Origin of the sequence: Niastella sp., from assembly GCF_045805085.1 — a bacterium.
GTDB lineage: Bacteria > Bacteroidota > Bacteroidia > Chitinophagales > Chitinophagaceae > Niastella.
Genome location: NZ_JBJMLX010000302.1, coordinates 1 through 23,342 on the forward strand (window position 1 = coordinate 1; position 23,342 = coordinate 23,342).

The 23,342-nt window shown below is 43.9% G+C and carries 16 protein-coding genes; 9 read left to right on the forward strand and 7 right to left on the reverse strand.

Features of this window, described 5'->3' with window-relative positions; all coding sequences use genetic code 11:
• Positions 1-386 precede the first annotated feature (386 nt).
• Complete coding sequence (locus ACJ751_RS15405; protein WP_407746392.1) at positions 387-962, reverse strand: ORF6N domain-containing protein; 576 nt, start codon at positions 960-962, stop codon at positions 387-389.
• A 161-nt stretch (positions 963-1,123) separates the two neighbouring features.
• Here ACJ751_RS15405 and ACJ751_RS15410 point away from each other — a divergent pair, with 161 nt between their 5' ends.
• Positions 1,124-3,382 (forward strand): helix-turn-helix domain-containing protein, encoded by a 2,259-nt coding sequence (locus ACJ751_RS15410; RefSeq protein ID WP_407746393.1) that lies wholly within the window; start codon positions 1,124-1,126, stop codon positions 3,380-3,382.
• Between the two features lie 21 nt (positions 3,383-3,403).
• Positions 3,404-4,129 (forward strand): phosphatase PAP2 family protein, encoded by a 726-nt coding sequence (locus tag ACJ751_RS15415; RefSeq protein ID WP_407746394.1) that lies wholly within the window; start codon positions 3,404-3,406, stop codon positions 4,127-4,129.
• Here the strand turns inward: ACJ751_RS15415 and ACJ751_RS15420 are convergent.
• The 4 genes from ACJ751_RS15420 to ACJ751_RS15435 all read right to left on the reverse strand — a co-directional run bounded on the left by ACJ751_RS15420 (position 4,126) and on the right by ACJ751_RS15435 (position 9,089).
• Complete coding sequence (locus tag ACJ751_RS15420) at positions 4,126-4,623, reverse strand: META domain-containing protein (RefSeq protein WP_407746395.1); 498 nt, start codon at positions 4,621-4,623, stop codon at positions 4,126-4,128. The two genes, ACJ751_RS15415 and ACJ751_RS15420, sit on opposite strands and share 4 nt — an antisense overlap.
• A 42-nt stretch (positions 4,624-4,665) precedes the next feature.
• On the reverse strand, positions 4,666-5,517 hold the full coding sequence (locus ACJ751_RS15425; protein WP_407746396.1) for a neutral zinc metallopeptidase: 852 nt from the start codon (positions 5,515-5,517) through the stop codon (positions 4,666-4,668).
• A gap of 47 nt (positions 5,518-5,564) precedes the next feature.
• Positions 5,565-7,931 carry a response regulator gene (locus tag ACJ751_RS15430; RefSeq protein WP_407746397.1) on the reverse strand — a complete coding sequence of 789 codons (2,367 nt, stop codon included), beginning with the start codon at positions 7,929-7,931 and terminating at the stop codon, positions 5,565-5,567.
• A 291-nt stretch (positions 7,932-8,222) separates the two neighbouring features.
• Positions 8,223-9,089, reverse strand: coding sequence for a flagellar motor protein MotB (locus ACJ751_RS15435; protein ID WP_407746398.1), 867 nt, complete (start codon positions 9,087-9,089; stop codon positions 8,223-8,225).
• Between the two features lie 906 nt (positions 9,090-9,995).
• On the opposite strand from ACJ751_RS15435, the gene recA reads away from it, so the two are divergent.
• On the forward strand, positions 9,996-10,997 hold the full coding sequence (recA, locus tag ACJ751_RS15440; protein WP_407746399.1) for a recombinase RecA: 1,002 nt from the start codon (positions 9,996-9,998) through the stop codon (positions 10,995-10,997).
• A gap of 521 nt (positions 10,998-11,518) precedes the next feature.
• On the opposite strand, the gene ACJ751_RS15445 is transcribed toward recA, so the two are convergent.
• Positions 11,519-12,148, reverse strand: coding sequence for a T9SS type A sorting domain-containing protein (locus tag ACJ751_RS15445; RefSeq protein ID WP_407746400.1), 630 nt, complete (start codon positions 12,146-12,148; stop codon positions 11,519-11,521).
• A 162-nt stretch (positions 12,149-12,310) separates the two neighbouring features.
• Between ACJ751_RS15445 and ACJ751_RS15450 the strand changes: the two genes are divergently transcribed.
• From ACJ751_RS15450 to polA, 3 genes are all read left to right on the forward strand, one after another.
• Entirely contained in the window at positions 12,311-12,763 is a 453-nt protein-coding gene (locus ACJ751_RS15450; RefSeq protein ID WP_407746401.1) for a methylglyoxal synthase, read from the forward strand.
• Between the two features lie 168 nt (positions 12,764-12,931).
• Entirely contained in the window at positions 12,932-14,971 is a 2,040-nt protein-coding gene (uvrB, locus tag ACJ751_RS15455; protein ID WP_407746402.1) for an excinuclease ABC subunit UvrB, read from the forward strand.
• 209 nt (positions 14,972-15,180) lie between these two features.
• Positions 15,181-18,054, forward strand: a complete 2,874-nt coding sequence (gene polA, locus ACJ751_RS15460; RefSeq protein ID WP_407746403.1) for a DNA polymerase I — start codon at positions 15,181-15,183, stop codon at positions 18,052-18,054.
• 76 nt (positions 18,055-18,130) lie between these two features.
• Here the strand turns inward: polA and tmk are convergent, their stop codons facing one another.
• Positions 18,131-18,760, reverse strand: a complete 630-nt coding sequence (gene tmk / locus ACJ751_RS15465; RefSeq protein ID WP_407746404.1) for a dTMP kinase — start codon at positions 18,758-18,760, stop codon at positions 18,131-18,133.
• A 228-nt stretch (positions 18,761-18,988) separates the two neighbouring features.
• Between tmk and ACJ751_RS15470 the strand changes: the two genes are divergently transcribed.
• The 3 genes from ACJ751_RS15470 (at position 18,989) to ACJ751_RS15480 (ending at position 23,111) form a co-directional block, all read left to right on the forward strand.
• A complete protein-coding gene (locus ACJ751_RS15470; RefSeq protein WP_407746405.1) occupies positions 18,989-21,400 on the forward strand; it encodes a hypothetical protein in 2,412 nt (803 codons plus the stop codon).
• A gap of 442 nt (positions 21,401-21,842) precedes the next feature.
• Positions 21,843-22,355 carry a hypothetical protein gene (locus ACJ751_RS15475; protein WP_407746406.1) on the forward strand — a complete coding sequence of 171 codons (513 nt, stop codon included), beginning with the start codon at positions 21,843-21,845 and terminating at the stop codon, positions 22,353-22,355.
• 99 nt (positions 22,356-22,454) lie between these two features.
• Complete coding sequence (locus ACJ751_RS15480; RefSeq protein WP_407746407.1) at positions 22,455-23,111, forward strand: DsbA family protein; 657 nt, start codon at positions 22,455-22,457, stop codon at positions 23,109-23,111.
• Positions 23,112-23,342: the final 231 nt, after the last annotated feature.

Here is a 23,342-nt window from a genome sequence, read left to right on the forward strand (position 1 = left end):
GACGCGCTGTATTTTTACATCATCAACAAGGGTAGCACGGTAAAGAGAGTAAGAAAAGAAGAAAGCTACCACGAAGCGGAACGCTTCACCCCAACAAGATCTATCTCTTTTTTCATATGGCAAGCAATCGTTAGAGGCCAGCTGTTTCTACAGGTGGCTTTTTTCATTTAGCCACTGCTAATATAGGTCATTTCTACAATTTACCCCTTTTTAATTATCTGGATCATAAAAAAAAGTCAGTTTTAATATTTCGTGGCTTAAAATATGACGTTCCCGCTGATCCCTTTTATATAATTCCCATCAAAAATGCTTTAGAATAACCTTTTTGCATTAATAGTTTTTGATATAAGAATATTTAATGCGAGCAAACCTTAAGGTTAAAGGGATTATTTTAATTTAAACCCTATTCTTTCCCGGTTAGCAAAATCATCCAGCTGTTTTTTGTCTCCCTGCATGGCCAAAAGCACATCATAGATATCAGAAAATTGCTTGTTGTACCTGATTTCCAATTCTCTAATCTTTTCAGCCAATTCATTATAATGCATGCTTATCTTTCGCATGGCTATAAAGGCTCTAACAATGGCAATGTTCATCTTTACAGCTCTTTCGCTTTTTAAAATACTGGCCAGCATGGTAACGCCATGTTCTGTAAAAGCATAAGGCATATACCGGGAACCACCCATTTTTGAACTTGAGGTCACAATTTGTGACCTCAAATGTCGTTGATTTTCAATTGTTTCGTTCACTTTATTTTTTAAGATCACAATTTGTGATCTTAGAAAATCCCATTGTTCTTTGGTCAATTGAAAACAAAAATCCGGAGGAAAGCGATCAAGATTGCGCTTCATTGCCTGGTTCAATGCTTTGGTAGACACTCCGTATAATTCAGCCAGGTCAAAATCAAGCATCACTTTATAACCATCAATTTCATGAATTAATTGGTGAATAGTATTTTCATCCATAAAAGCAGTTTTAAGATTTAATGGTATCTGTGGGCAGTTCAAATATTACAATTATAAGTTATTTATTAATACTAACAGTGCCAGACATCCCAATGTCCGGGAACTTGTTTAAGATCATTTTATAATTGCCCTTTCTGGCCCATTACTTATCTTGCCGCAAAGTGAGTGAGACCATGGCTTTTTCTACCGATACATCCAATCAACTGTTTCAACTGGCTGTTCGGTTTGTGAATCAAACAAACCGCCATCTTTTTCTGACCGGAAAAGCAGGCACCGGCAAAACCACCTTTTTAAAATACATCCGGGAAAACACCTTTAAAAAACTGGCGGTGGTGGCGCCAACCGGCGTGGCCGCCATTAATGCGGGCGGCGTCACCATGCACTCTTTTTTTCAGCTGCCCCATGGCTCGTTTTTACCCGCCCAGCCCAGTGGCTGGAACAGTAATAGCTCCTTTAACACCCCGCAAACCCTGCTTGCAGGTCTGCGCCTTAACAACGATAAAAAGATATTACTGCAGGAACTGGAACTGCTGATCATCGACGAAGTAAGCATGCTGCGGTCGGATATCCTCGATGAAATTGATTGCATTCTGCGTCATGTTAGAAAAAAACAGTACGAACCGTTTGGCGGCGTACAGATGTTGTACATCGGTGACCTGTTTCAATTGCCACCAGTGGTGAAAAATGAAGAATGGGACCTGTTGAAACATCAATATAAGAGCCCCTTTTTTTTCGATGCCCAGGCACTGCAGCAAAAACCACCGTTGTACCTGGAGTTAAAAAAGATCTACCGTCAGCACGAACAGGAGTTTATTGGCGTGCTCAATAATATCCGTAATAATAAGGTTACTGCTGTCGACCTTGATTTGTTGCACCAGCATTACCTGCCGGGGTATGAAAGTTCAGATAATGAAAGCTATATCACGCTTACCACCCATAATGCAAAGGCCGATACCATCAACCAGAATCAACTGGAAAAACTTTCCAGCAAATCCCGCGGGTTCAAGGCTGAGATCACGGGCGATTTTAATGACCGGGCTTACCCTGCCGACCAGCTGCTTCAATTAAAAGAAGGCGCCCAGATCATGTTCATCAAGAACGACAAAGGCGAATCACGACGATTTTTTAATGGCAAGATCGCCACCGTTTCCCGTATCAGCGGTGAGGACGTTTTTGTGCGGTTTGATGGGGATGAACACGACATGCTGCTGGAAAAAGAGACCTGGCGGGCCATTCGCTACCAGTATAATAATGAAGATGATAAAATAGAGGAGGAAGAGATTGGTTCTTTTAAACAATACCCGGTTCGGCTGGCCTGGGCCATCACCATTCATAAAAGCCAGGGTCTTACATTTGAAAAGGCCATCATCGATGCGGGCGCTTCCTTTGCACCCGGACAGGTGTATGTGGCCCTTAGCCGGTTAACCTCGCTGGCGGGTTTGGTGCTCTATTCCCGCATTCATCCTTCCGGAATAAATACCGATACAAGGGTAATTGAATTTACCCGGCTGGAACAGGAAGAAGATCAGCTGGCACAGGAATTACAGCAGGAACAACAGTTGTTTATAACCCGCTCCCTGGTGCAAACCTTCGACTGGCTAAAACTTGCTGAAGGCCTTCAAATTCATTATGATGATTATGAAAAGCGCACGATACCCGATAAAAACGCCTGCATCATTTGGGGTCAGCACTTACTGGATGCTGTTTTAAAACAGCAGGAAATGGCTGATAAATTCACCCGGCAATTGGAGCAGCTTTTACCCAACGCCCAGCAGGATGGCTATCAGTTTCTCCATCAACGGGTATCGGCCGGTAGTACCTACTTTTTACAGGCTATGGATGAAATGGAAACTGCTATTACTAACCATATGGCCGAAGTAAAACCAAAACCCAAAGCAAAAAAATACGTGACCAACCTGCAACAGTTACTGTTGTTGGCACAACGAAAAAAACAACTGTTACAACAGGCTGTTCAAATAACTGAAGGACTGGTAAAAGGCGCAAAGGCCACTGATCTGTTGCAACTGGTAGAAGACCAGAAAAGAGCCGACACCATAAAAACAGTTGAAGAAGCCGGGAAGAAAACCACCAAAACACAAAAAGGCGATTCGAACCGGATAAGCCTGCAATTGTTTAAAGAAGGTAAGAACATTGCCGAAATAGCAAACCTGCGACAACTGGCCCCTTCAACCATTGAAACCCACCTGGCATCTTTTATAAGAACAGGTGAGCTGGATGTAAAGGAACTTGTTACTGAAAATAAAATAACCGTTATTCTCAAGACCGTAGAGGAGTTGAATTTGCAAACTGCCGCCACTAATCCGGTTAAAGAAAAACTGGGTGAGGCTTATTCGTATGGCGAAATAAGGGCAGTTTTATATTACAGGGAATGGTTACAGGAAAGTAAAGCCGCTGATTAACTGGCATTAACTGAATAGCATATGACACAAATCGATCTGTCGCCCCAAGAAAAGAAAGTAGCCGACAAAGTGGTCATTTTGTCAAAAGAACTGATCATCCTCGTTTTAGTATTTGCGATCAGTCTTTTCAGCTTTTTTTTCATTGCTTACCGGGTTTTTTATCTCGATAAAACCGGCGCCGATGAAAAAGCCTTTGCTTTTGCCCACTCATTGGTTAGTAATAGTATGACTGATATTATGGAGGGCATTACTTTTTTTGGCTCCCATTACTTTCTGATCCCTGCCAATGTGTTGTTGTGTATTTATTTCCTGATTAAAAAAAGAAGCCGGTATTCAATAAAGGTGAGCGCCATTGCTATCAGCAGCGTGTCTATTATGTTTGGATTGAAATTACTGTTTAACCGCCATCGCCCGCTGATCCCATTACTCGCGCCCGCCCAGGGACTCAGTTTTCCCAGCGGTCATGCTTTTATGAGCGTTTGTTTTTATGGTTTGCTGATGATCATTATCTGGAAAGAAGAGAAAGCCCACCCGATGCTTAAATGGACTTTACTGCTATTGGTTATCGCGTTGTTGTTGTGTATAGGCTTTAGCCGGATCTATTTACGGGTTCACTATTTTACCGATGTGCTGGCGGGTTATTCCATTGGTTCAACCTGGTTGTTCCTCAGCTCCTATATGATTGATCGCATAAAACCCGCAGGGTTGAAAAAATCCCCTGTAACCAGAACTGATCCGGAGGCCTAAGCCTTATTAATAACCGGTTTTGGCGTTACTTTACGCGTCCAGCGTGATAACTCTGTTTGATCGAACATCAAGATCAGGATGCCGCTTTGAAGTTTATAACTGTTGGTGCGCAGCAGGCTTTCCAAAAATGCCTTTTCGTTATAGCCCACACAAGCCATTTTGGTAGTAATGATCCGCTGATTAAACTGCAGGGTTGAATCGGTAAAATCAAACTGTCCGCTCATGCTGTTACACCCGGTATTGCCCGTAAACTTTTTTGTAGAAAGGTCAAGAACCAACCGGGGTACTTTACCTATCGCGGTGTCTGAAGGCAGTACGGGTTGTAAAAACCATTGCCCGCCCAGTTTGGTGGTATCCTTTTCAGGCACAAGAGCTTGTGCCGTAGGTGTATCTTTTATGGCAGGTTGTGTACTGTCTTGCTTGGGTAAATTATTGCCAGGGGAACCATTACAAGACAGTACCCAAATGCTGATAAGAAAGGTAAACGGTCTCATACCGTTACTGTCTTAAAAAATAATGCCAGACGGCAGAAAAAATTAATTCAATGATGGATCATTAAAAGTGTTGCCCTGACTTACATCGCCGGTTTCGAACCCTTTTTTAAACCAGTATACGCGTTGTGCCGAAGTACCATGGGTAAATGATTCCGGCACTACCCGGCCCTGGGCTTCTTTTTGCAACCGGTCGTCACCAATGGCATTGGCGGCATTCAGGGCTTCTTCGATGTCATTTTCTTCCAGGATATTCTTCATTTTTTGTGCATGATTGGCCCATACACCGGCCAGAAAATCAGCCTGTAATTCCAGCTTAACGGAGTATTTGTTATATTCTTCTTCGCTCAATTGCTGACGCAGCCGGTCCATTTTAGCGCTGGTGCCATTCAGCTTTTGAATATGATGACCTACTTCATGCGCTACCACATACGCCATGGCAAAATCGCCGGGGGCATGTAACTGGTTTTGCATTTCTTCAAAGAACGACAGGTCAATATATAATTTTTCGTCGCCGGGACAGTAAAAAGGCCCGGTAGCAGAACCGGCCATACCGCACGCGCTTTGCACAGATTCTCTAAAAAGCACCAGGGTGGGATCGGTATAGGTTTTACCGGCATCTGAAAACAGCTTGCCCCAAACATCTTCGGTATCGGCCAGCACCACTTTTACAAAGCTGGCGCGTTCGTCATCCTTCTTTTGTTCTTCGGCACTCATTTCTTTGGCAGGCCCTTGTTGTGGCAACACCTGGTTCAGGTCTGAAGTATCTCCACCAAGGAACACCTTCAATAAAATGACAATTACGCCAACAATGCCGCCGCCAACAGCCAGCCCTCCGCCAGAAAAACCTCTGCGGTCTTCAACATTGGAACTTTCGCGTTGCCCTGCCCATTTCATAATAAATGATTTGTTACAAAAATAGGTAGAATAAAGTGAAGGGAAGATTACTTCAAATGTTTCAACAGCACCCGGAACAATTCATCGGGGTTAAATGGTTTTACCACTATATCGGTAAGGCCGGCGCTTTGCACATCTTTTTCAACCTCGGCCGGCAGGCTGGCGGTCAGGGCAATTACCGGTAGAGTAATACCCCGGGCGCGTAAATGGCGGGTAGCTTCAAACCCATCCATAACAGGCATGTTCAGGTCCATTAATACCAGCTGGTATTTTCCGGGATCAATTTTTTCAAGTGCTTCTTCCCCATTGGTGGCTACTTCTACAATGGCCCCACTGCGTTCAAGCAACGATTGTGCCACCATAACATTAAAGGGGTTGTCTTCCACTACCAGAATGTGCACGCCCTGCAGTTGTTTATCCGGAACGATATTTTTTTTGTACTGCTCTTCTGTGGTCACCGGTTCATTACTCAGGGTAAAATTTTGGGAGAAATAAAACACCGATCCTTTGCCCGGTTCACTCTGCAGGTTTAATACCACACCCTGCAACTCCAGTATTCGTTTGGTAATGGCGAGGCCAAGCCCGGTTCCTCCATAACTACGGGAAGTAGAAGAATCGGCCTGCGTAAAGCGATCGAAGATCAATTGTTGCTTGTCAGGTTCAATCCCAATCCCGGTATCGGTTACCTTTATGGTAAGGGTTATTTTGTCATCGGTTATCTTCTCAGCCTGTATCGATAATGCTACCGAGCCCTGCCCGGTAAACTTGATGGCATTGCTTACCAGGTTATAAATTACCTGCGAGGTGCGGGTAGGGTCGCCAATAATTTTATGGGTAATGCGGCTGTCGATGGTGGTTTTTAAAGTAATGTTCTTTTCAACGGCTTTGCTGCTTAACCCGCCCGTGATCTGCTGAGCGATGAAAGCAATATCCATTGGGACCATTTCAAAATTGATCTTTCCGGCCTCGATCTTATTATAATCGAGGATGTCGTTTACGATCGAAAGCAGGTTATTGGCCGAGAACAATAATACATTCAGGTTTTTCTCCTGGTCCCTGCGCGGTGTACTCCGCAGCAACAGGTGCGCCATGCCTATGACCACATTCAACGGGGTACGTATTTCATGCGACATGGTAGAAAGAAACTCCGTTTTGGTCTTTAATCCCTGCCGGGCTTCGTCGGCGGCTTTACGTAGCGCATAGGCAAACCGGTGCGATAATACCAGCGATTGTAGAAAGAAGAAGAGTACATACCCAATAAAAACAATCCACTTTTCTGTTCCTACTACCTGGAAGTAATTCAGGTTGATGATCAAAAACACCAGCAGCATTACACCACAGCTCATCAATGCAAATACGGCCCCCACCCGTTTGAACTTTACCGCCCGGATACAAATGAATAAAGCGAAGGCGATAAAAAAGAACATTACGCCCAGGAACGGCATTATTCCTTTTGTAAAGATCCGCGGCGGCATAGCCAAAATAACCAGGCTATAGAACAGGCAGATATATACAACCGCATTCACAATAAACCGGTTGGCATCCTTAGGGTATACACTTTGAAAGTACCGGGAAAACAGGGCAACGCCCAGGGTAAGACTTAAATATTCCAACCGGATGGTTACAAACCAGCTCAGGTTGGGAAACACGGCATGCAACACATACAGGCTGGTGCCCACCATGCGATAACTGTAAACTATACAGAACAATGAGAAATAAAGGATGGCTTTATCCCGGCTGCCAAAGGCGTAAAAACCAAAAAAGAACAAGCCGCCCATAAACAAACAACCCGCCAGCAGTATATCATAGGCCCTGTCGCGTTGAAGATTTAAAGTGAGTTTGTTGCTTTCGCCGATATACAATGTCTTATAAGTACCGCCTTTGGTATGCCAGAAATTGGCTACCTGTAACAACAAATGCAGGGTATCAGTATTATCAGGAAGGTTTACAGTTTGTGTGCACCAATAAGGAACAGCGGTTTGGCCGGACGTATCGGGCTTTCCATTCGACGACAATAAAGAATCATTTACGAACAACCGGTACGAACAATACACATCGGTCATCAACATGGCCAGGTGCGGCCGCTTTTGGGGGAGCAATACGGTGAGCGAATAGGTAGCAAATCCTTCAACGGGCAAATACCGGTCATGCAATTTTATCTTGTTCCAAAGAGAAGGGTAGGTAACATAATCCGGTGTGGCGGAAACGGTATCGTCCGGTTGCAATAACCGGCGCCAGTAAAATTGCCATTCGCCAATTAAAGGAGCCGATTGCTCCTGCAGGTTTGCAGACCGAAGGTCTAACACACCCTGGTGGGCTGTAACCGCAATCAATGGTTCATCCTTTGCCAGGCAGGCAGGCAAACAACCCCCTATGAAAAGGGCAATAAGAATGATCCATTGTGCATGTTTCATAACAACCGGTCAGGGCGATTTCTACAGGAATTCGTTATTCAAACGAATCACAACTAAAAAAATGATCGAAAGGCTGACAAATTATCACATATATGGGGATTGAAGAAATTATTAGCGGCCCTGTATGATAAAATTAAATATCATTCAACCTTTTTTAGGTAAAATCACTTAAAACAATAGCCGTATCAGTAAGCATGCGGTTTTCTTCGGGTACACCAGATTAGAATAGCATTAAAAATAAAAGGCCCCCGATGTGTCGGGGGCCCTTTACATATTCAGTAGCTGTTATGATTATTTTTTGGACTCAAGCAACTTGAAGAATTGATCGAGCTGAGGTAAGATCACGATCCTTGTTCTGCGGTTGGCAGCGCGGCCCGCAGGTGTATCGTTTGGTGCTACAGGTAAATATTCCCCGCGACCGGCAGCGGCCATATGGGCTGGATTTAACCCGTATTGATTTTGCAGTACGCGAACAACTGCAGTAGCACGGTGTACGCTCAGGTCCCAGTTATCGAGCAGAACGCCTTTAGCAAATTTTATGTTATCGGTATGGCCTTCAACCATGAACTCGATATCGGGTTGGGCTTGTAATACCTTGGCTACTTTACCCAATACTTCATTTGCCCTGGAAGTAATTACATAGCTACCGCTGTTGAACAACAGTTTATCGGAGATGTCGATATATACCACGCCTTTGTCAACCTTGATATTGATATCCTCATCGGCCAGGTTGCCAATAGCGCCTTTCAGGTTCATCACCAATGCCATGTTCAATGAATCCTTACGCGCCATAGAAGCTTGCAGGTCCTGGATGTAGAGGTCTTTTGCCCCGATGTTATCCAGTGATTTTTTTATACTTTCGGCTTGTGATGAAGAAATAACTGAAAGATCCTGCAGTTGTTTCAATGCCTGCGTATTGTTCTGCTTCAGGAATTCATTTTGCTTTTTAAGATTGTCTATTTCGCTTTCCAGGCTTGTTTTATTGCGGGCGTATTCAGCTTTGGCATCTTCGCACCCTTTAAGATCGCCCTGCAATTTTGTATAGTTACCGCTCAGCTCATTATATTTTGCAATTTCACCTTTATACTTTTTTGAGCTTACACATGAAAAAAGTAACACAGAAGACAGTCCTGTAAATAACACCTGTTTACAATTCATATATATGTTGTTTTAAAAGTTTAGCCAAATACCTCAGGTCCACTCCTCCTCGTTTACTGGCCCCAGTACGCAAGTATTGTGCCGGTAGCCGCAAAGGTATTGAGGAAACCCAATAACACCTTTGCAAACTGATATAAATCCTTAATTTAAGTTTACTTTAATAAATATTGGAGGGTTAATCCTGGCTATCCAATGAATGTGGCAATAATTTATCAACGGGTGCAACCAGCGGGTAGCAGCATCAGTCATATTTAAATGCGCCAATGAACCTCCATTTAAAAGCAGCCATCCTAACTAACGGAGATTATTAAACGGCAGTTCTTCTTCCTCATAAATATATAATGTACCGATAAACTCCATGCGCATGCGGGACTTCGTTCCGAACCAGGAACTATGACAATACCCCCACCAGCTAACCAGCAAAAACATATAATTTAATGCTTATGTGAACAGGGCTGAGTGTTAAAAACTACCACTAAGTGGTATTGATTGGTATTGGGAATATTTGTCACTTTGTTCTCCCGCATGGTTTCAGCCATTGCCTTTTCCGAAGTAGTTTTCTCGAAATTTCATGTGGGTAACCCTGCTACGTCGCGCTGGCAGGGTTTTTTGTTGCCCTTTCCTTCGTTTCTCCTCCATATCTGGACTACCTCAACACTACCTATTCACTACCCCTTTGTCTGGGAAAAGGGTAGTCTGGAAGTAGCCCGGAAGTAGTTTTTTTGTAGTAAAGTGGTAGCCCAGGGACCGTCCAGAAACGAACCCAGGGTGGTACAGGCCTATTAAAGAATTACATATTCCCACCAAAATAATTAGTGCATCAATACTAAAATAATTAGTGTTGATAATATAATTTTCTCTACATTTGGCAATCGGTAAATTTGAAAGCAATAAAAACAACCCATTATGGCAGAAAACGAAAAAGCAAAAGCGCTCAAGCTTACTATAGATAAAATTGAAAAAGATTTCGGCAAGGGAAGTGTGATGATGATGAATGAAAAGTCAACGGAACCAATGGAAGTAATATCCACGGGCTCCATTGGTTTAGATGTAGCTCTGGGTATCGGCGGTTTACCCAAAGGCCGTATCGTTGAGATCTACGGACCTGAATCTTCCGGTAAAACCACCATCGCCATTCACGTTATAGCAGAAGCCCAGAAAAAAGGCGGCATGTGCGCCATCATCGATGCGGAACATGCTTTTGACAGCCTGTATGCCAGAAAACTGGGTGTTGATGTAGATAACCTGCTTATCTCTCAACCCGACTACGGTGAACAAGCCCTGGAAATCGCTGACCGTCTTATTTTATCAGGCGCCCTGGATGTAGTGGTAATTGACTCTGTAGCCGCCCTGGTGCCAAAAGGCGAGCTGGAAGGCGAAATGGGTGATAGCAAAATGGGTTTACAGGCCCGCTTAATGTCTCAGGCCCTGCGTAAGCTCACCGCTACCATTAATAAAACAAACACCATTTGCATCTTTATTAACCAGCTGCGCGAAAAGATCGGCGTAATGTTCGGTAACCCCGAAACCACTACCGGTGGTAACGCCCTTAAGTTCTACGCATCGGTTCGTTTGGATATACGCCGTAGCGCACAAATTAAAGACGGTGACGAAGCCATCGGTAACCGGGTTAAAGTAAAAGTGGTAAAAAATAAAGTAGCTCCTCCTTTCCGCGCCGCAGAATTTGATATCGTATTTGGCGAAGGCATTTCAAAAATGGGTGAAATAATCGATATGGGTGTGGAACTGGGCATTGTAAATAAAAGCGGAAGCTGGTTCAGCTACAACTCTGATAAATTGGGCCAGGGGCGTGATGCGGTTAAAAAGTTGTTGATGGATAATCCTGAGCTGGCGAACGAAATTGAGATCAAGATCAGGGAAAAGATCACTGAAATGCAACAAGCTTAATAATTTGAAAAATAGCGAATGATTTCTAAGCGGTTTTCATTTGCATATTGTTTTTAGGTTCAGTTGAATTTATATGGGTTAGTAAGTAAATAGTCCTCCCGATGTATCGGGAGGACTATTTTTTTTGCATATAATGTTCTATAAGGGACCTATATCGTGTGGGTTAATACGGGAGTTCTATAAAATAAAAAAGGGGTCTGAATAGAAATTCAACCCCGCTTTTAAAATCCAATATCCTATGAAAAACCGAGGTAAAAGTAATGTTGAAATCTGATATCTGCAATACCATTTTGTGGTAATAGTAAAAATACCAAGGTAATTGGGAGATTTAATAGCTGTTTCTACGTATAAATACATGCATTATTTATCTGTATAACAATAAGCACATCAATTAATTACACATTACAAAACAGCGCTGTTTTACAAAAACTGATGAAGAGCAGGAAAGTTATTGACATTTTTAAATAAAAGGCCTCTGCGGTTGCTAGTATCGGTTGAGCATATCCCCGGAGAACGTTTCTTTAGTTCTTCATCAATTTTTCCTGGGTTAGCAAACCTGTAGTGTGGTTGTTTATACGCAGAAAGTAAATGCCTTTTTCAAGCGTGGTTACATTCAGGGTTTGTAATCCCTGCAGGTTGTTTATATTCATCCGTTGCTTGCCTGTGGCATCTACAATTTGAATATCGGCTACTGCCTCAGACCGTACAATAAGTATATTATCTACCGGGTTAGGATAAAAGCGAAAGGATATATCACCTGCAACCAGCGCTTCCTTCGGTTTTGAGAACGCCTGTTGAAACCCGTCCTTACCGGAAAAGCGTACCCGGTATAAACTGCGGCCCCGCGCCGGTGAATCGTCTACCCATTCATTATCGGGTTTTATGTCTGATTGCTTAATAACCGCCACCACTTCAAACTCACGGCCACCGCTGCTTCTCTCAATGGACGCAAAGGTAAACGTAGTATCCTCCGGCTGTTTCCAGTTTAAAATAACTTTTGAATTTTCGCGAACGTTCAATGTAAGATCAGTAATAAAAGAGGAAGTATCTGTAGAATCGGTATTGACCATCGGTAGTACCGATGGAACTTCCTGCGCTGTACATACGTGTACAAGCAGGCATATTAAATATACCAATACGCCTTTCTTCATTGAATTTAATGGGTCAATTTCTGGAACTTCACTATTAACAATTACTATGCCCGATTGTGGAAAACGTTTGACACGCTAATAAAATTCAACGCAGGCAGTTAAAGTTTTTCAAAAGTCAATTACCTTGTTCCCGCTTATATAATACACCAAGAACATAAGTCTATGCTTAGAGTAAGAAAATTAAATGCCCGTAAACGTATTGCCTTAGTAGCGCACGACAACAAAAAGAAAGACCTGATAGAATGGGCAGAGTTTAATAAGACCGTACTGGCCCGGCATGAATTATTTGCCACCGGTACAACCGGCAAGCTGCTCGAGAACAGCCTCGACCGCCCGGTGAAGGCCTTACTCAGCGGGCCATTGGGCGGCGATCAGCAAATTGGCGCCCTTATCGCCAGCGGCGACCTGGATGTACTGATCTTCTTCTGGGACCCCATGGAAGCACAACCGCACGATAGTGACGTTAAAGCATTGTTACGGGTGGCCATTGCCTGGAACGTGATCGTTGCCAATGACCGTGCTACTGCCGATTTTATTCTCACGTCGCCGCTTATGAGTGAAGAATACATGGTGAACATCCCCGACTATACCTCCTACCTGAACCGGAAAATTTAACGTTTAGTAGGGGATCCTGCCTGCCCGATAGCGCATTCCATGCGAACATTTAAAAGCCAAAATCGTTTATAATAAACCCCACCCTTTCCAAAGTTTACACACTTTGGAAGGGGTTAAGGCGGTAAATTTGGGTACACTTTTGTACCTTATTCGAGTCTTAATTATACTATGCCATTTAAATTACACGCACCATACCAACCATCCGGCGATCAGCCGGAAGCCATTCGCCAGCTTGTAACCGGGCTGCGCGAAGGTGAACAGTTTCAAACCCTGCTGGGGGTAACCGGTTCCGGTAAAACCTTTACCGTTGCCAATGTTATTCAGCAGGTACAAAAACCTACCCTTGTACTTACCCACAACAAAACCCTGGTGGCCCAGTTGTACGGTGAGTTCAAACAATTCTTTCCCGAGAACGCGGTAGGGTATTTTGTTAGTTATTACGATTACTACCAGCCCGAGGCTTACATGCCCGTAAGTGATACTTATATTGAAAAAGATCTGAGTATTAACGAAGAACTGGACAAACTCCGGCTGCAGGCCACTACTGAATTGCTCAGCGGCCGCCGGGATATTATAGTGGTAGCCTCGGTAAGCTGTATATATGGTATTGGTAACCCCGCCGAGTTTGAGAACGGGATCATTCGCATTCACCAGGGACAGGTAATTTCGCGCCAGGGCTTTTTGCATGCACTGGTGAACTCCCTGTACATGCGCAGTACCATCGATTTTAACCGGGGTAACTTCCGGGTGCAGGGCGATACCGTTGACATCAACCTGCCTTACGTTGACTTTGGCTATCGCATTACTTTCTTTGGCGATGAAATTGAGACCATCGAAACGCTTGATATAAAGACCAACAAGCGCATTGGAATGGTGGAGAACGCCGCCATCTTCCCGGCTAACCTGTACCTGGCGCCCAAAGACATGATCCAGCAGATCCTGGCCGAAATTCAGGATGAAGCTGCCGCCCAGGTCGAATACTTTAAAAGCGTGGGTAAATTCATTGAGGCCCAGCGTATTAACGAACGAGTGAACTATGATGTGGAAATGATCCGCGAGCTGGGTTATTGTAATGGGGTTGAAAACTATTCCCGGTTCTTCGACCGCCGCCACCCCGGTACCCGGCCGTTCTGTTTGATCGATTACTTTCCAAAAGACTTTTTATGCGTGATCGATGAAAGCCACCAAACCGTTCCGCAAGTGAGCGGCATGTATGGGGGCGACCGAAGCCGTAAACTGGTGCTGGTTGATTATGGGTTCCGGCTGCCTTCCGCATTGGATAACCGGCCCCTGAACTTTCACGAGTTTGAGTCTATGCTCGATCAAACCATATTCGTTTCGGCTACCCCCGGGGATTATGAACTGGATAAAACCGGTGGCGTGGTGGTTGAGCAGGTGGTTCGTCCCACAGGTTTGTTGGACCCGCCGATTGAAATTCGCCCCAGTGTGAACCAGATCGATGACCTGTTGGATGAAATTGATAAAACTGTTAAAAAAGGCGACCGTATACTGGTAACCACCCTCACCAAACGCATGGCCGAGGAAATGGATAAGTACCTGCACCGGATCAATATAAAATCGAAATACATTCATAGTGAGGTTGATACCCTGGAACGGGTGGAGATCTTACGCCAGTTGCGCTTGGGCGAAATTGATGTACTGGTAGGGGTGAACCTGTTAAGGGAAGGCCTCGACCTGCCGGAAGTATCACTAGTGGCCATTCTGGATGCTGATAAAGAAGGGTTCCTGCGTAATGAAAAATCACTGACCCAAACGGCAGGCCGTGCGGCCCGTAATGTTGACGGTTTGGTGATCTTTTATGCCGACACCATGACAGAAAGCATGCAGCGCACTATTGACGAGACAACCCGACGCCGCGAAAAACAAATTGCCCATAACACCTTACATGGCATTACGCCAAGAACAGTAATAAAATCGCGCGACCAGGTATTTGCTCAAACATCGGTGCTGGATATTAAAGGATATGATCCTAACAACCCGCATGCGATTGCGCCGAGTGAAGACCTGGTAACATATGCCGCGGAAGAGCAGGTGGTGTATCAAACCATTCCGCAAATGGAAAAAGCCATTACCAAAACAAAGAAGGAAATGGAGAAAGCTGCCCGTGATCTTGATTTCATGGAAGCTGCCCGCTTGCGCGATGAAATGTTCACGCTGCAAAAACAGTTACAGGAAATGAAAGGATAGACGCTAACACGATAATTTTCTTACCCCAAATAGAAATTTTTGTAGAAAAACCTGGATAATATCAGGTGGGGAAAACTCCAATATTAGGTTATTAGCCATCGGGGCACACCCCGGTATAACTATCGGACCGATGGGCTAATTAACCAATTTTTTTAGCATCATAGTTGTTAACTTCGGGGCAATTGAGAATATTAATTGGAGGATACCATATGGAGAATCAATCTACTGAAAAGAAAGTTTTTTTACTCGACGCCCTGGCGCTGATCTTTCGTGCGTACTATGCATTGATCCGCAACCCACGAATTACTTCAAAAGGAAAGAACACCAACGCCCAGTTTGGTTTCATTAATACCCTGCTCGATCTTATCAACAACCAAAAGCCAACGCATATGGCTGTTTGTTTTGATACGCAGGCCCCCACCGAACGGCATACAGAATTTTCTGACTATAAAGCTAACCGCCAGGAAGCGCCTGAAGACCTGATGGCGGCCATTCCCGATATAAAAAGAATTATCCGTGGTTTTAATATCCCCGTGCTGGAGGTAGATGGATTTGAAGCCGATGATGTTATTGGCACCCTGAGTAAAAAAGGCGCCGCTGCCGGCTATGTGGTATACATGGTTACGCCGGATAAGGATTATGGTCAGCTGGTAGATGGTAACATAAAAATTTACAAACCCGGTTACCAGGGCGGTGATGCCGAGATCCTGGGCGCCAAAGAAGTTTGTGAAAAATGGAACATTAAGGAAGTACACCAGGTTATTGACATCCTCGGGTTAATGGGCGATGCTGTCGATAATATCCCGGGAATAGCGGGTGTGGGCGAGAAAACAGCCGCCAAGTTGCTGGCCGAATACGGTACGCTGGAAAATGTGCTGGAAAATGCCGATAAAATAAAAGGAGCGCTGGGCGAAAAAGTGCGCAATGGCAGAAACTCTGCGATCCTTTCTAAAAAACTGGCCACCATTATTACCGATGTGCCCATCGAGTTTCATGAAGAAAATTTCAGGCTGAAAGACTGGAACCGCGACCTGTTGAAAGAAGTATTTATTGAGTTGGAATTTAAAACAGTAGCCAAGCGCATTCTGGGCGAAGAGATCTCCATTGTACCCGGCGCCGTGCCGCAAGGCGTTCAAACCGATCTGTTTGGCCAGCCGGTTGAGTCAGATAAATCAAAAGTTGAAAGCAAAGCCGCTAAAGCAGAACAAACCGAAGAAGCAGGCGATACCGACCGGGCCCAGGATGGCGATATTGTGCCTGCCGGTAAAAACATTCATAATACAGCCCATCAATACCGAACCATACAGGAAGAGGCAGCTATTAAAAGCCTCATAAAAGAATTACTGGAAGAAAAAGAAATTTGCTTTGATACCGAAACAACAGGTATAGATGCCAATGATGTGGAGCTGGTGGGCATGAGCTTTTCCTTCAAACCCGGCGAAGCTTACTATGTGCCTTGCCCGGCCGATCAGGACGCCACCCTTACCCTGCTGAAACAGTTTGAACCCGTTTTCGAAAGGGAAGATGTGCTTTGGATTGGCCAGAACCTGAAATACGATATGCTGGTTTTGAAGTGGTATGGTTATGAATTAAAAGGGGAAACTTTTGATACCATGCTGGCTCACTATGTAATAGAACCCGATGGAAAACGCAGCATGGATATGCTCAGCGCCCGTTTCCTGGGTTATGAGCCCGTTCACATTGAAGAATTGATTGGGAAGAAAGGCAAGAACCAGCTGAACATGCGTGATGTAGCTATTGACAAGATCAGCGAATATGCCGCAGAAGACGCCGATATTACCTTACAGTTGAAACAGGTGCTGGCGCCGCTTATCAAGTCCAAGGAAGTAGAAAAAGTTTTTAGCGAAGTAGAAAATCCATTGGCAAAAGTGTTGATGGGAATGGAATATGAAGGCGTTAAAGTGGATGTTGATTTTTTGCGCGACTATTCAAAAGAACTGGAACGTGAAGCCGCGAGGGCAGAAGACAGTGTGTATGAGCAGGCCGGCGTTAAATTCAATCTGGCATCGCCCCGTCAATTGGGTGAAGTACTTTTTGAAAGATTAAAGCTTGATCCCAAAGCTAAAAAAACAAAGACCGGTCAATATGCTACGGGTGAAGACGTGTTGTTGAAACTCGCCAACCAGAACAAGATCGTTGAAGACATCCTGGTGTTTCGCGAACTCACCAAATTGAAATCAACCTACATAGATTCGTTGCCTGAGCTAATCAATCGCAAAACCGGAAGGGTTCACACCTCCTATGCACAAGCTGTTGCCGTAACGGGCCGCCTTTCCAGCAATAACCCTAACCTGCAAAACATTCCTGTTCGTACAGAAAGAGGCCGCGAGATCCGCAAAGCATTTGTACCACGCGATAGCAACCGCGTATTGATCTCGGCCGACTATTCGCAAATAGAATTACGTATTGTTGCCGGCATCAGTGGGGACCCTGCTATGTGCGAAGCGTTTAAAAAAGGTGTTGACATTCATACCGCCACTGCCGCAAAAGTATATGGTGTTGAAGAGTCAGCAGTAACCAAGGAACAACGCTATAAAGCCAAGAGCGTGAACTTTGGTATCATCTATGGTCAGGGTGCGTTTGGTTTGGCCGATAACCTGGGCATCAGTCGTACAGAAGCAAAGGAAATAATCGACAATTATAAAAAACAGTTTGCCGGCATTCAAAAGTACATGGATGACACCATCAACTTTGCCCGCGAAACTGGTTATGTGCAAACCATCATGGGCCGTAAACGCTGGTTGCGCGACATTGGTTCGTCCAACTTTACCGTGCGTGGTTTTGCAGAGCGCAACGCCATCAACTCACCCATTCAGGGTACAGCGGCCGACATGATCAAGCTGGCGATGGTGAAGATCTACCATGAATTCCGCAAACATAATTTTGAATCAAGGATGATCCTGCAGGTGCATGACGAATTGGTGTTTGATGCCGTAAAGGAAGAAGTAGAGACTATCAAACCCATTATTCTGGATTGTATGCGCAGCGCACTGCCATTACCCAATGAAGTGCCTGTTGAAGCAGAACTGGGATCAGGTATCAACTGGCTGGAAGCACACTAAACTCTTCAACTCCGCTCAGGACCTCTGAGCGGAGTTTTTTTTATAGTAAGAATATACAACTACCCGATGAAGTTTGTTAAGTAAGCATCGACGTTACTTTCTGCCAAATATCCCCTGCAATCAGCTCAGGAGTACGATTGCCATCAACAGAAAATATATTTTCATCCCCCTTTAATTTTTCAAAAGCCTCCATATACTTTGAACGTACCAGCTTCAGGTTATCGAGCGTTTCAAACAACTCGATAGTATCCCTGTTTGCGTGTAAACGTTGCATACTTATTTCAGGTGCAACATCGATGAAGATATTTATATCGGGGCGAAGAATACTTGCGCTCATGGCATTGGCCTGTATCACCCAATCTATATCCATATGCGCGCCCTGATAAGCGTAGGAAGAAAAATAATAACGATCCATAATCACGGTGTACCCTTCCGCCAGTTTTTTCACAATGCCATATTCCTCATTTAACAAATGGTCCAGGCGATCGGCCACAAACAAACCAGCAATAATGCGATAATCAGCTTTGGTGTTTCCCTTCAGAATATCCCTGATTAATTTACCGATCTGGTTGTTGGTGGGCTCAAATGTGCTATAAACTTTGTGTCCCTGGTTTGTTAATTGTTCGGTCAGTAATTTGGTCTGCGTACTTTTTCCGCTGCCGTCAATTCCTTCCAGGGCAATAAAAAGATTGTTCCGGTGTTTCATAACTCGTTCAAAAATACACGTAAAAGACTAAATGACAGTATCTGCTGGCAACCTTGTTAAAAAGTCATTAAATTGGCACTGAAACTACCCCCCTTTAACGTTTGTTTTGTCTAATATTTTGTAAAAGCCAGGGTCATTGACAAACCTCTAACTAAAACTACCGTCTAATGGTAGTAAATTAACATAACAATTGCCCTGTACAATTCTATAAAAAATAAAAATTCCCGTATGAAGATCTTTACACTTGTGGCCGTTTTGATGGGTAGCATGATAACTCATCTTGTTATGGCCCAGGAAAACTGGCCCAAAACAGCAACTACTTCTGAAGGGACCATCCTTAAGCTATATCAATGGCAACCTGAGTCATTTGAAGACAACACGTTAAAAGCGCATGCCGCTATATCTGTGTTGGAAAATGGTAAAACAGAACCTGTTTTTGGTGTAGCCTGGTTAAAAGCCACTACTGAAACAGCAGGATCGCAGGTTAACATTAAAAGCATTTACATCACCAACATTAAACTGCCTGGTGAATCAAATGACGATAAGCTGGAAACCATTGCCAATACCCTCGAGGATAAAACCCCTTCCTGGGATATTTCCTTTCCACTCAATGATCTGAAAACCTCACTCGACCTGAATAAACAGCAAACGAACCTGGCCAGTCAGATCAATAACAATCCGCCGAAAGTTATTTACACCAATGTTCCTTCCATCCTGGTTTCAATTGATGGCGATCCCAAGTTGAAAGCCAATAAAGACTGGGGCGTTGACGCCGTTGTAAATACGCCGTTCGTGCTCGTAAAAAACCACGACAGTAAATATTACTTATACGGTGGCAAACACTGGTATACAGCTCCCGGAGCCGACGGCCCTTATAAGATCATCACTGAAATTCCTTCCAACCTGGCTAAAATAGAAACCCAGATCAAAGCAGCTGATAAGAAAAACAATACGGATGAAGGAAAAGAAACCGACGATAATACTATTTACAATATTGTGGTAACCACCGAGCCTGCAGAATTGATCCAGTCAAAAGGAGAGGCCAATTTCGCAGCAGTGGAAGGCACCGGTTTACTGTATGTGTCCAACTCTGAGAACGATATTTTCATGGACATTAATTCACAACAGTATTACGTGTTGCTTTCCGGCCGTTGGTATACTTCTAAAACCCTTAGCGGTAACTGGCAATATGTAGCAGCAGACAAACTGCCTGCTGAATTTGCCAAGATCCCTAAAGGTTCGCCCAAAGATAATGTACTGGCCAGCGTAGCCGGAACTGAACAGGCAAATGACGCCGTTGCAGATGCTCAAATACCACAAACCGCTAAAGTTGAACGTAACAAAGCAAAAGCAGATATCGATTATGATGGTGATCCCCAATTTGAAGCAATTGATGGCACCGATATGTCGTATGCAACCAATACCTCCGGATCAGTAGTCCGCTGGCATGGCCGGTATTACACCGTTGACGATGGGGTTTGGTTTGAATCTCCCAATGCCGCAGGTCCGTGGGTAGTTAGTGTAACCCGTCCTGCAGCAGTGGCACTTATTCCACCACGTTACCCGGTGTATTACATGAAATACGTAGACATTTATGATGTAACACCTGATTATGTATACATGGGTTATACTCCAGGTTATTTAAATGCTTATGTATACGGACCAACAGTAGTATATGGAACCGGTTATTACTATCGTCCCTGGTACGGTCGTTATTATTATCCACGCCCATACACCTGGGGATTCGGTATCCGCTATAATCCCTGGTTTGGTTGGGGCTTTGGTGTTGGCTTTGGTTACGACTGGTTTAATGTAAGCATTGGCTTTGGTAATGCATATCCCTGGGGGTATTGGGGTTGCGGTGGCTGGTGGGGCCCACGGGTATATCGTCCCTGCTACTATGGACCATCATACTACTACCGCAGTGGTTACTATGGCCGCAACAGCTATTATGCTTACCGTAGCCATTCTAATGTAACTGTTGTAAATAATTATTATTCCAATACGAATATCTATCGTAACAGAGGCGGTGTGGTAACAAGAACTTATGATAACTATAACAGGCCTTATACGGGCAATCGGTATGCTTCTTCTTATGGTGGTAATAACTATAACCGCGGAAATTATGCAAACAATAACCGCTTTAGTACCAGAAGTTATAACGATAACCGGAGTTACAACCGGGTTGACCCCAGTAACAGAAATTTCGGTGGATCATCAAATAACAGAACCTGGAGTAACCCACGTAACAATGACAGGTTTAATGCCCCATCCACTCCAAACAGGGTAAGCCCTCCTTCAAATACCAACCGTAATTTTAACCAGCCTCGTTCCGATCGTTTTCAGATGCCCAACAGATCAGTGCAAGGAAATTATGATCCATCAGGCAACCGCCCCCAACGCACGTTCGATATGCCAAACCAAACCAGAGGGAATGGTTGGGGAGGAAGCAATCGTAGTTTCGACCAGCCAAGAGTAAGCAGACCGATGCAACAACCACAAGGCAATATTTCATCCCCACGCGGCGGAAACTTTGGTGGCGGTGGTCCATCAAGAACCTATAGCCCTCCAAGTCGCGGTGGCTCATCAGGTTCAGGTGGCGGTGGTAATGGCGGTAGCCGTCCGAGCAGACGCTTCTAAAATAAACGTAAACTTACTTTGCAGTCCTCTCGTTAACCCGGGAGGACTTTTTTATGTCTGCCAATTGAGCCAATCTGTAAATAAGTTATAAACACCTGTAACACTTCCAGTAGTATATTATGCAATTTGAACATCTCATCCCTGGCCGCTTCATCGTTTTGGAAGGATTTACCAATGACCACATTCTCTAACTGGAATTAATTGCTAGGGATGAAAAGATCTGGCAAAATCTTCCCCATAATATTAAGGGTAAAGCAAGTTTTGATGTTTTTGTAAAAGAATTATGGCCGCCTGCAAAAATATTGCTGGAAGTATTGATTAGTAAATGATTGCTAAAGGTGTTTTTTAAGTAAACATTTCACTTTACCAGAAATATTTTTGATCTTTCGGCGTTCTTTTTATAGAAACTCGTTTCTGTAAACTATACCCTTAATCTTATACTATGAAACGAATTTTGGCTTCATGCGTAGTTTGCTTTTTTTTCATTTACACACTATACGCCCAATACGACACCTCTCAGTTTACGGGTTTGTGGGTACTACAGTCTGTTAAATTCAAAAAACCAGTTGATCTCAATAAAGACGGCTATCGTTCATCCGATGCCTTTTGGGAATTTGATGAATGCAGAAAAGACCAGCAAATAGAATTGTTCCCCGATTACAGTGCTAAAACTTATTTAGGTACTTCCAAAAGCGGATGCACCAATGAAACAAAGCAATACCGGTGGAACCTTAAAGAAGAGCTGGTTAAAGAAGTGAAGTACGAATTAGGTAAAAGAGTGGTTGATGAAAGACGGCCCACTGTATTAAAGTTGAATGATGTTACTGGCAATGACGCTAAGGTTTTTGTCGTAATAGGTGTTGATGAAAATATACTTACCCTGAAAGGACTGGTAAAAACCGGTGTCAATATTACCGAAGAAGCCATTCTTATTTACAGGAAACGAAAGAAGTAAAAAATAGTATCTTACTGCTATCGGAAACGGCTATCTGTGTTTTGCATAGATAGCCGTTTTTATTAAAATTAAAAGGATTACTGTAATTTCACATTATATATGAACCCGGTAATCTTTTATTGCTACGATGCTTATTGCAACTGGTGTTATGCATTCAGCCCCATTATGGAACGGATAGCTGCAGCGTATAGCAACCAGGTACAATTTGAAGTACTTTCAGGCGGTATGATCCTGACTGAAACACCAAAGCCAATAAGCGTAATGGCTGATTACTTTTTAAATAATTGTAAAGCAGTAACAGAAGCTACAGGCGCTGTATTTGGTGAAGACTTTCTCTGGCATCTCAAAAACCCAGAACTGAGCGACTGGTTCCCCAACTCTGAAAAACCAGCCATTGCCTTATGCGTATTCAAAGAATACTATCCTCATAAACAGGTGGCCTTTGCAGCCGACCTGCAATATGCTTTACAATTTGAAGGCCGCGACCTCGATGACAACGAAGCCTACCGTCATTTATTGGAAAAGTATGCAATCCCCGTTGATGAGTTTTATAACCTGTTGAAAGACCCTTCCTATAAAGAAAAAGCATATGATGAATTCGATAGCTGTAAACAGTTACAGGTAAAAGGGTATCCGCAGGTATTATTGCAGGTGAACGAATTGAAGTTTATTCTGCTGGCATCGGGTTATACAGAATACGAGGTATTACAACAGCGACTTGAAGCCGCCTTGCACGACTTAACTGCAGCAAAATAAAAAGGATCAATCGTGAATCGGCAATCGTGAATGGTTCGCGACTGTTGAGATTAAATTACCTTGCGCCGCCGGCATTTCTTCTGCCTTCTGCCTTCTGCCTTCTGCCTTCTGCCTTCTGCCTTCTGCCTTCTGCCTTTTACACTGCCGGTTTTTGATTCTTACCAAATGCACCTAATATTGGTATAAATTCTTTGTATGCGGAAGCTGTATCTCCTTGCCGGTTCTTTAATA

Coding starts and splice junctions, on each gene's coding strand:
- ACJ751_RS15405 (WP_407746392.1), bottom strand. CDS start 962: ATGGATGAAAATACTATTCACCAATTAATTCATGAAATTGATGGTTAT.
- ACJ751_RS15415 (WP_407746394.1), top strand. CDS start 3,404: ATGACACAAATCGATCTGTCGCCCCAAGAAAAGAAAGTAGCCGACAAA.
- ACJ751_RS15420 (WP_407746395.1), bottom strand. CDS start 4,623: ATGAGACCGTTTACCTTTCTTATCAGCATTTGGGTACTGTCTTGTAAT.
- ACJ751_RS15425 (WP_407746396.1), bottom strand. CDS start 5,517: ATGAAATGGGCAGGGCAACGCGAAAGTTCCAATGTTGAAGACCGCAGA.
- ACJ751_RS15430 (WP_407746397.1), bottom strand. CDS start 7,931: ATGAAACATGCACAATGGATCATTCTTATTGCCCTTTTCATAGGGGGT.
- ACJ751_RS15435 (WP_407746398.1), bottom strand. CDS start 9,089: ATGAATTGTAAACAGGTGTTATTTACAGGACTGTCTTCTGTGTTACTT.
- recA (WP_407746399.1), top strand. CDS start 9,996: ATGGCAGAAAACGAAAAAGCAAAAGCGCTCAAGCTTACTATAGATAAA.
- ACJ751_RS15445 (WP_407746400.1), bottom strand. CDS start 12,148: ATGAAGAAAGGCGTATTGGTATATTTAATATGCCTGCTTGTACACGTA.
- ACJ751_RS15450 (WP_407746401.1), top strand. CDS start 12,311: ATGCTTAGAGTAAGAAAATTAAATGCCCGTAAACGTATTGCCTTAGTA.
- uvrB (WP_407746402.1), top strand. CDS start 12,932: ATGCCATTTAAATTACACGCACCATACCAACCATCCGGCGATCAGCCG.
- polA (WP_407746403.1), top strand. CDS start 15,181: ATGGAGAATCAATCTACTGAAAAGAAAGTTTTTTTACTCGACGCCCTG.
- tmk (WP_407746404.1), bottom strand. CDS start 18,760: ATGAAACACCGGAACAATCTTTTTATTGCCCTGGAAGGAATTGACGGC.
- ACJ751_RS15470 (WP_407746405.1), top strand. CDS start 18,989: ATGAAGATCTTTACACTTGTGGCCGTTTTGATGGGTAGCATGATAACT.
- ACJ751_RS15475 (WP_407746406.1), top strand. CDS start 21,843: ATGAAACGAATTTTGGCTTCATGCGTAGTTTGCTTTTTTTTCATTTAC.
- ACJ751_RS15480 (WP_407746407.1), top strand. CDS start 22,455: ATGAACCCGGTAATCTTTTATTGCTACGATGCTTATTGCAACTGGTGT.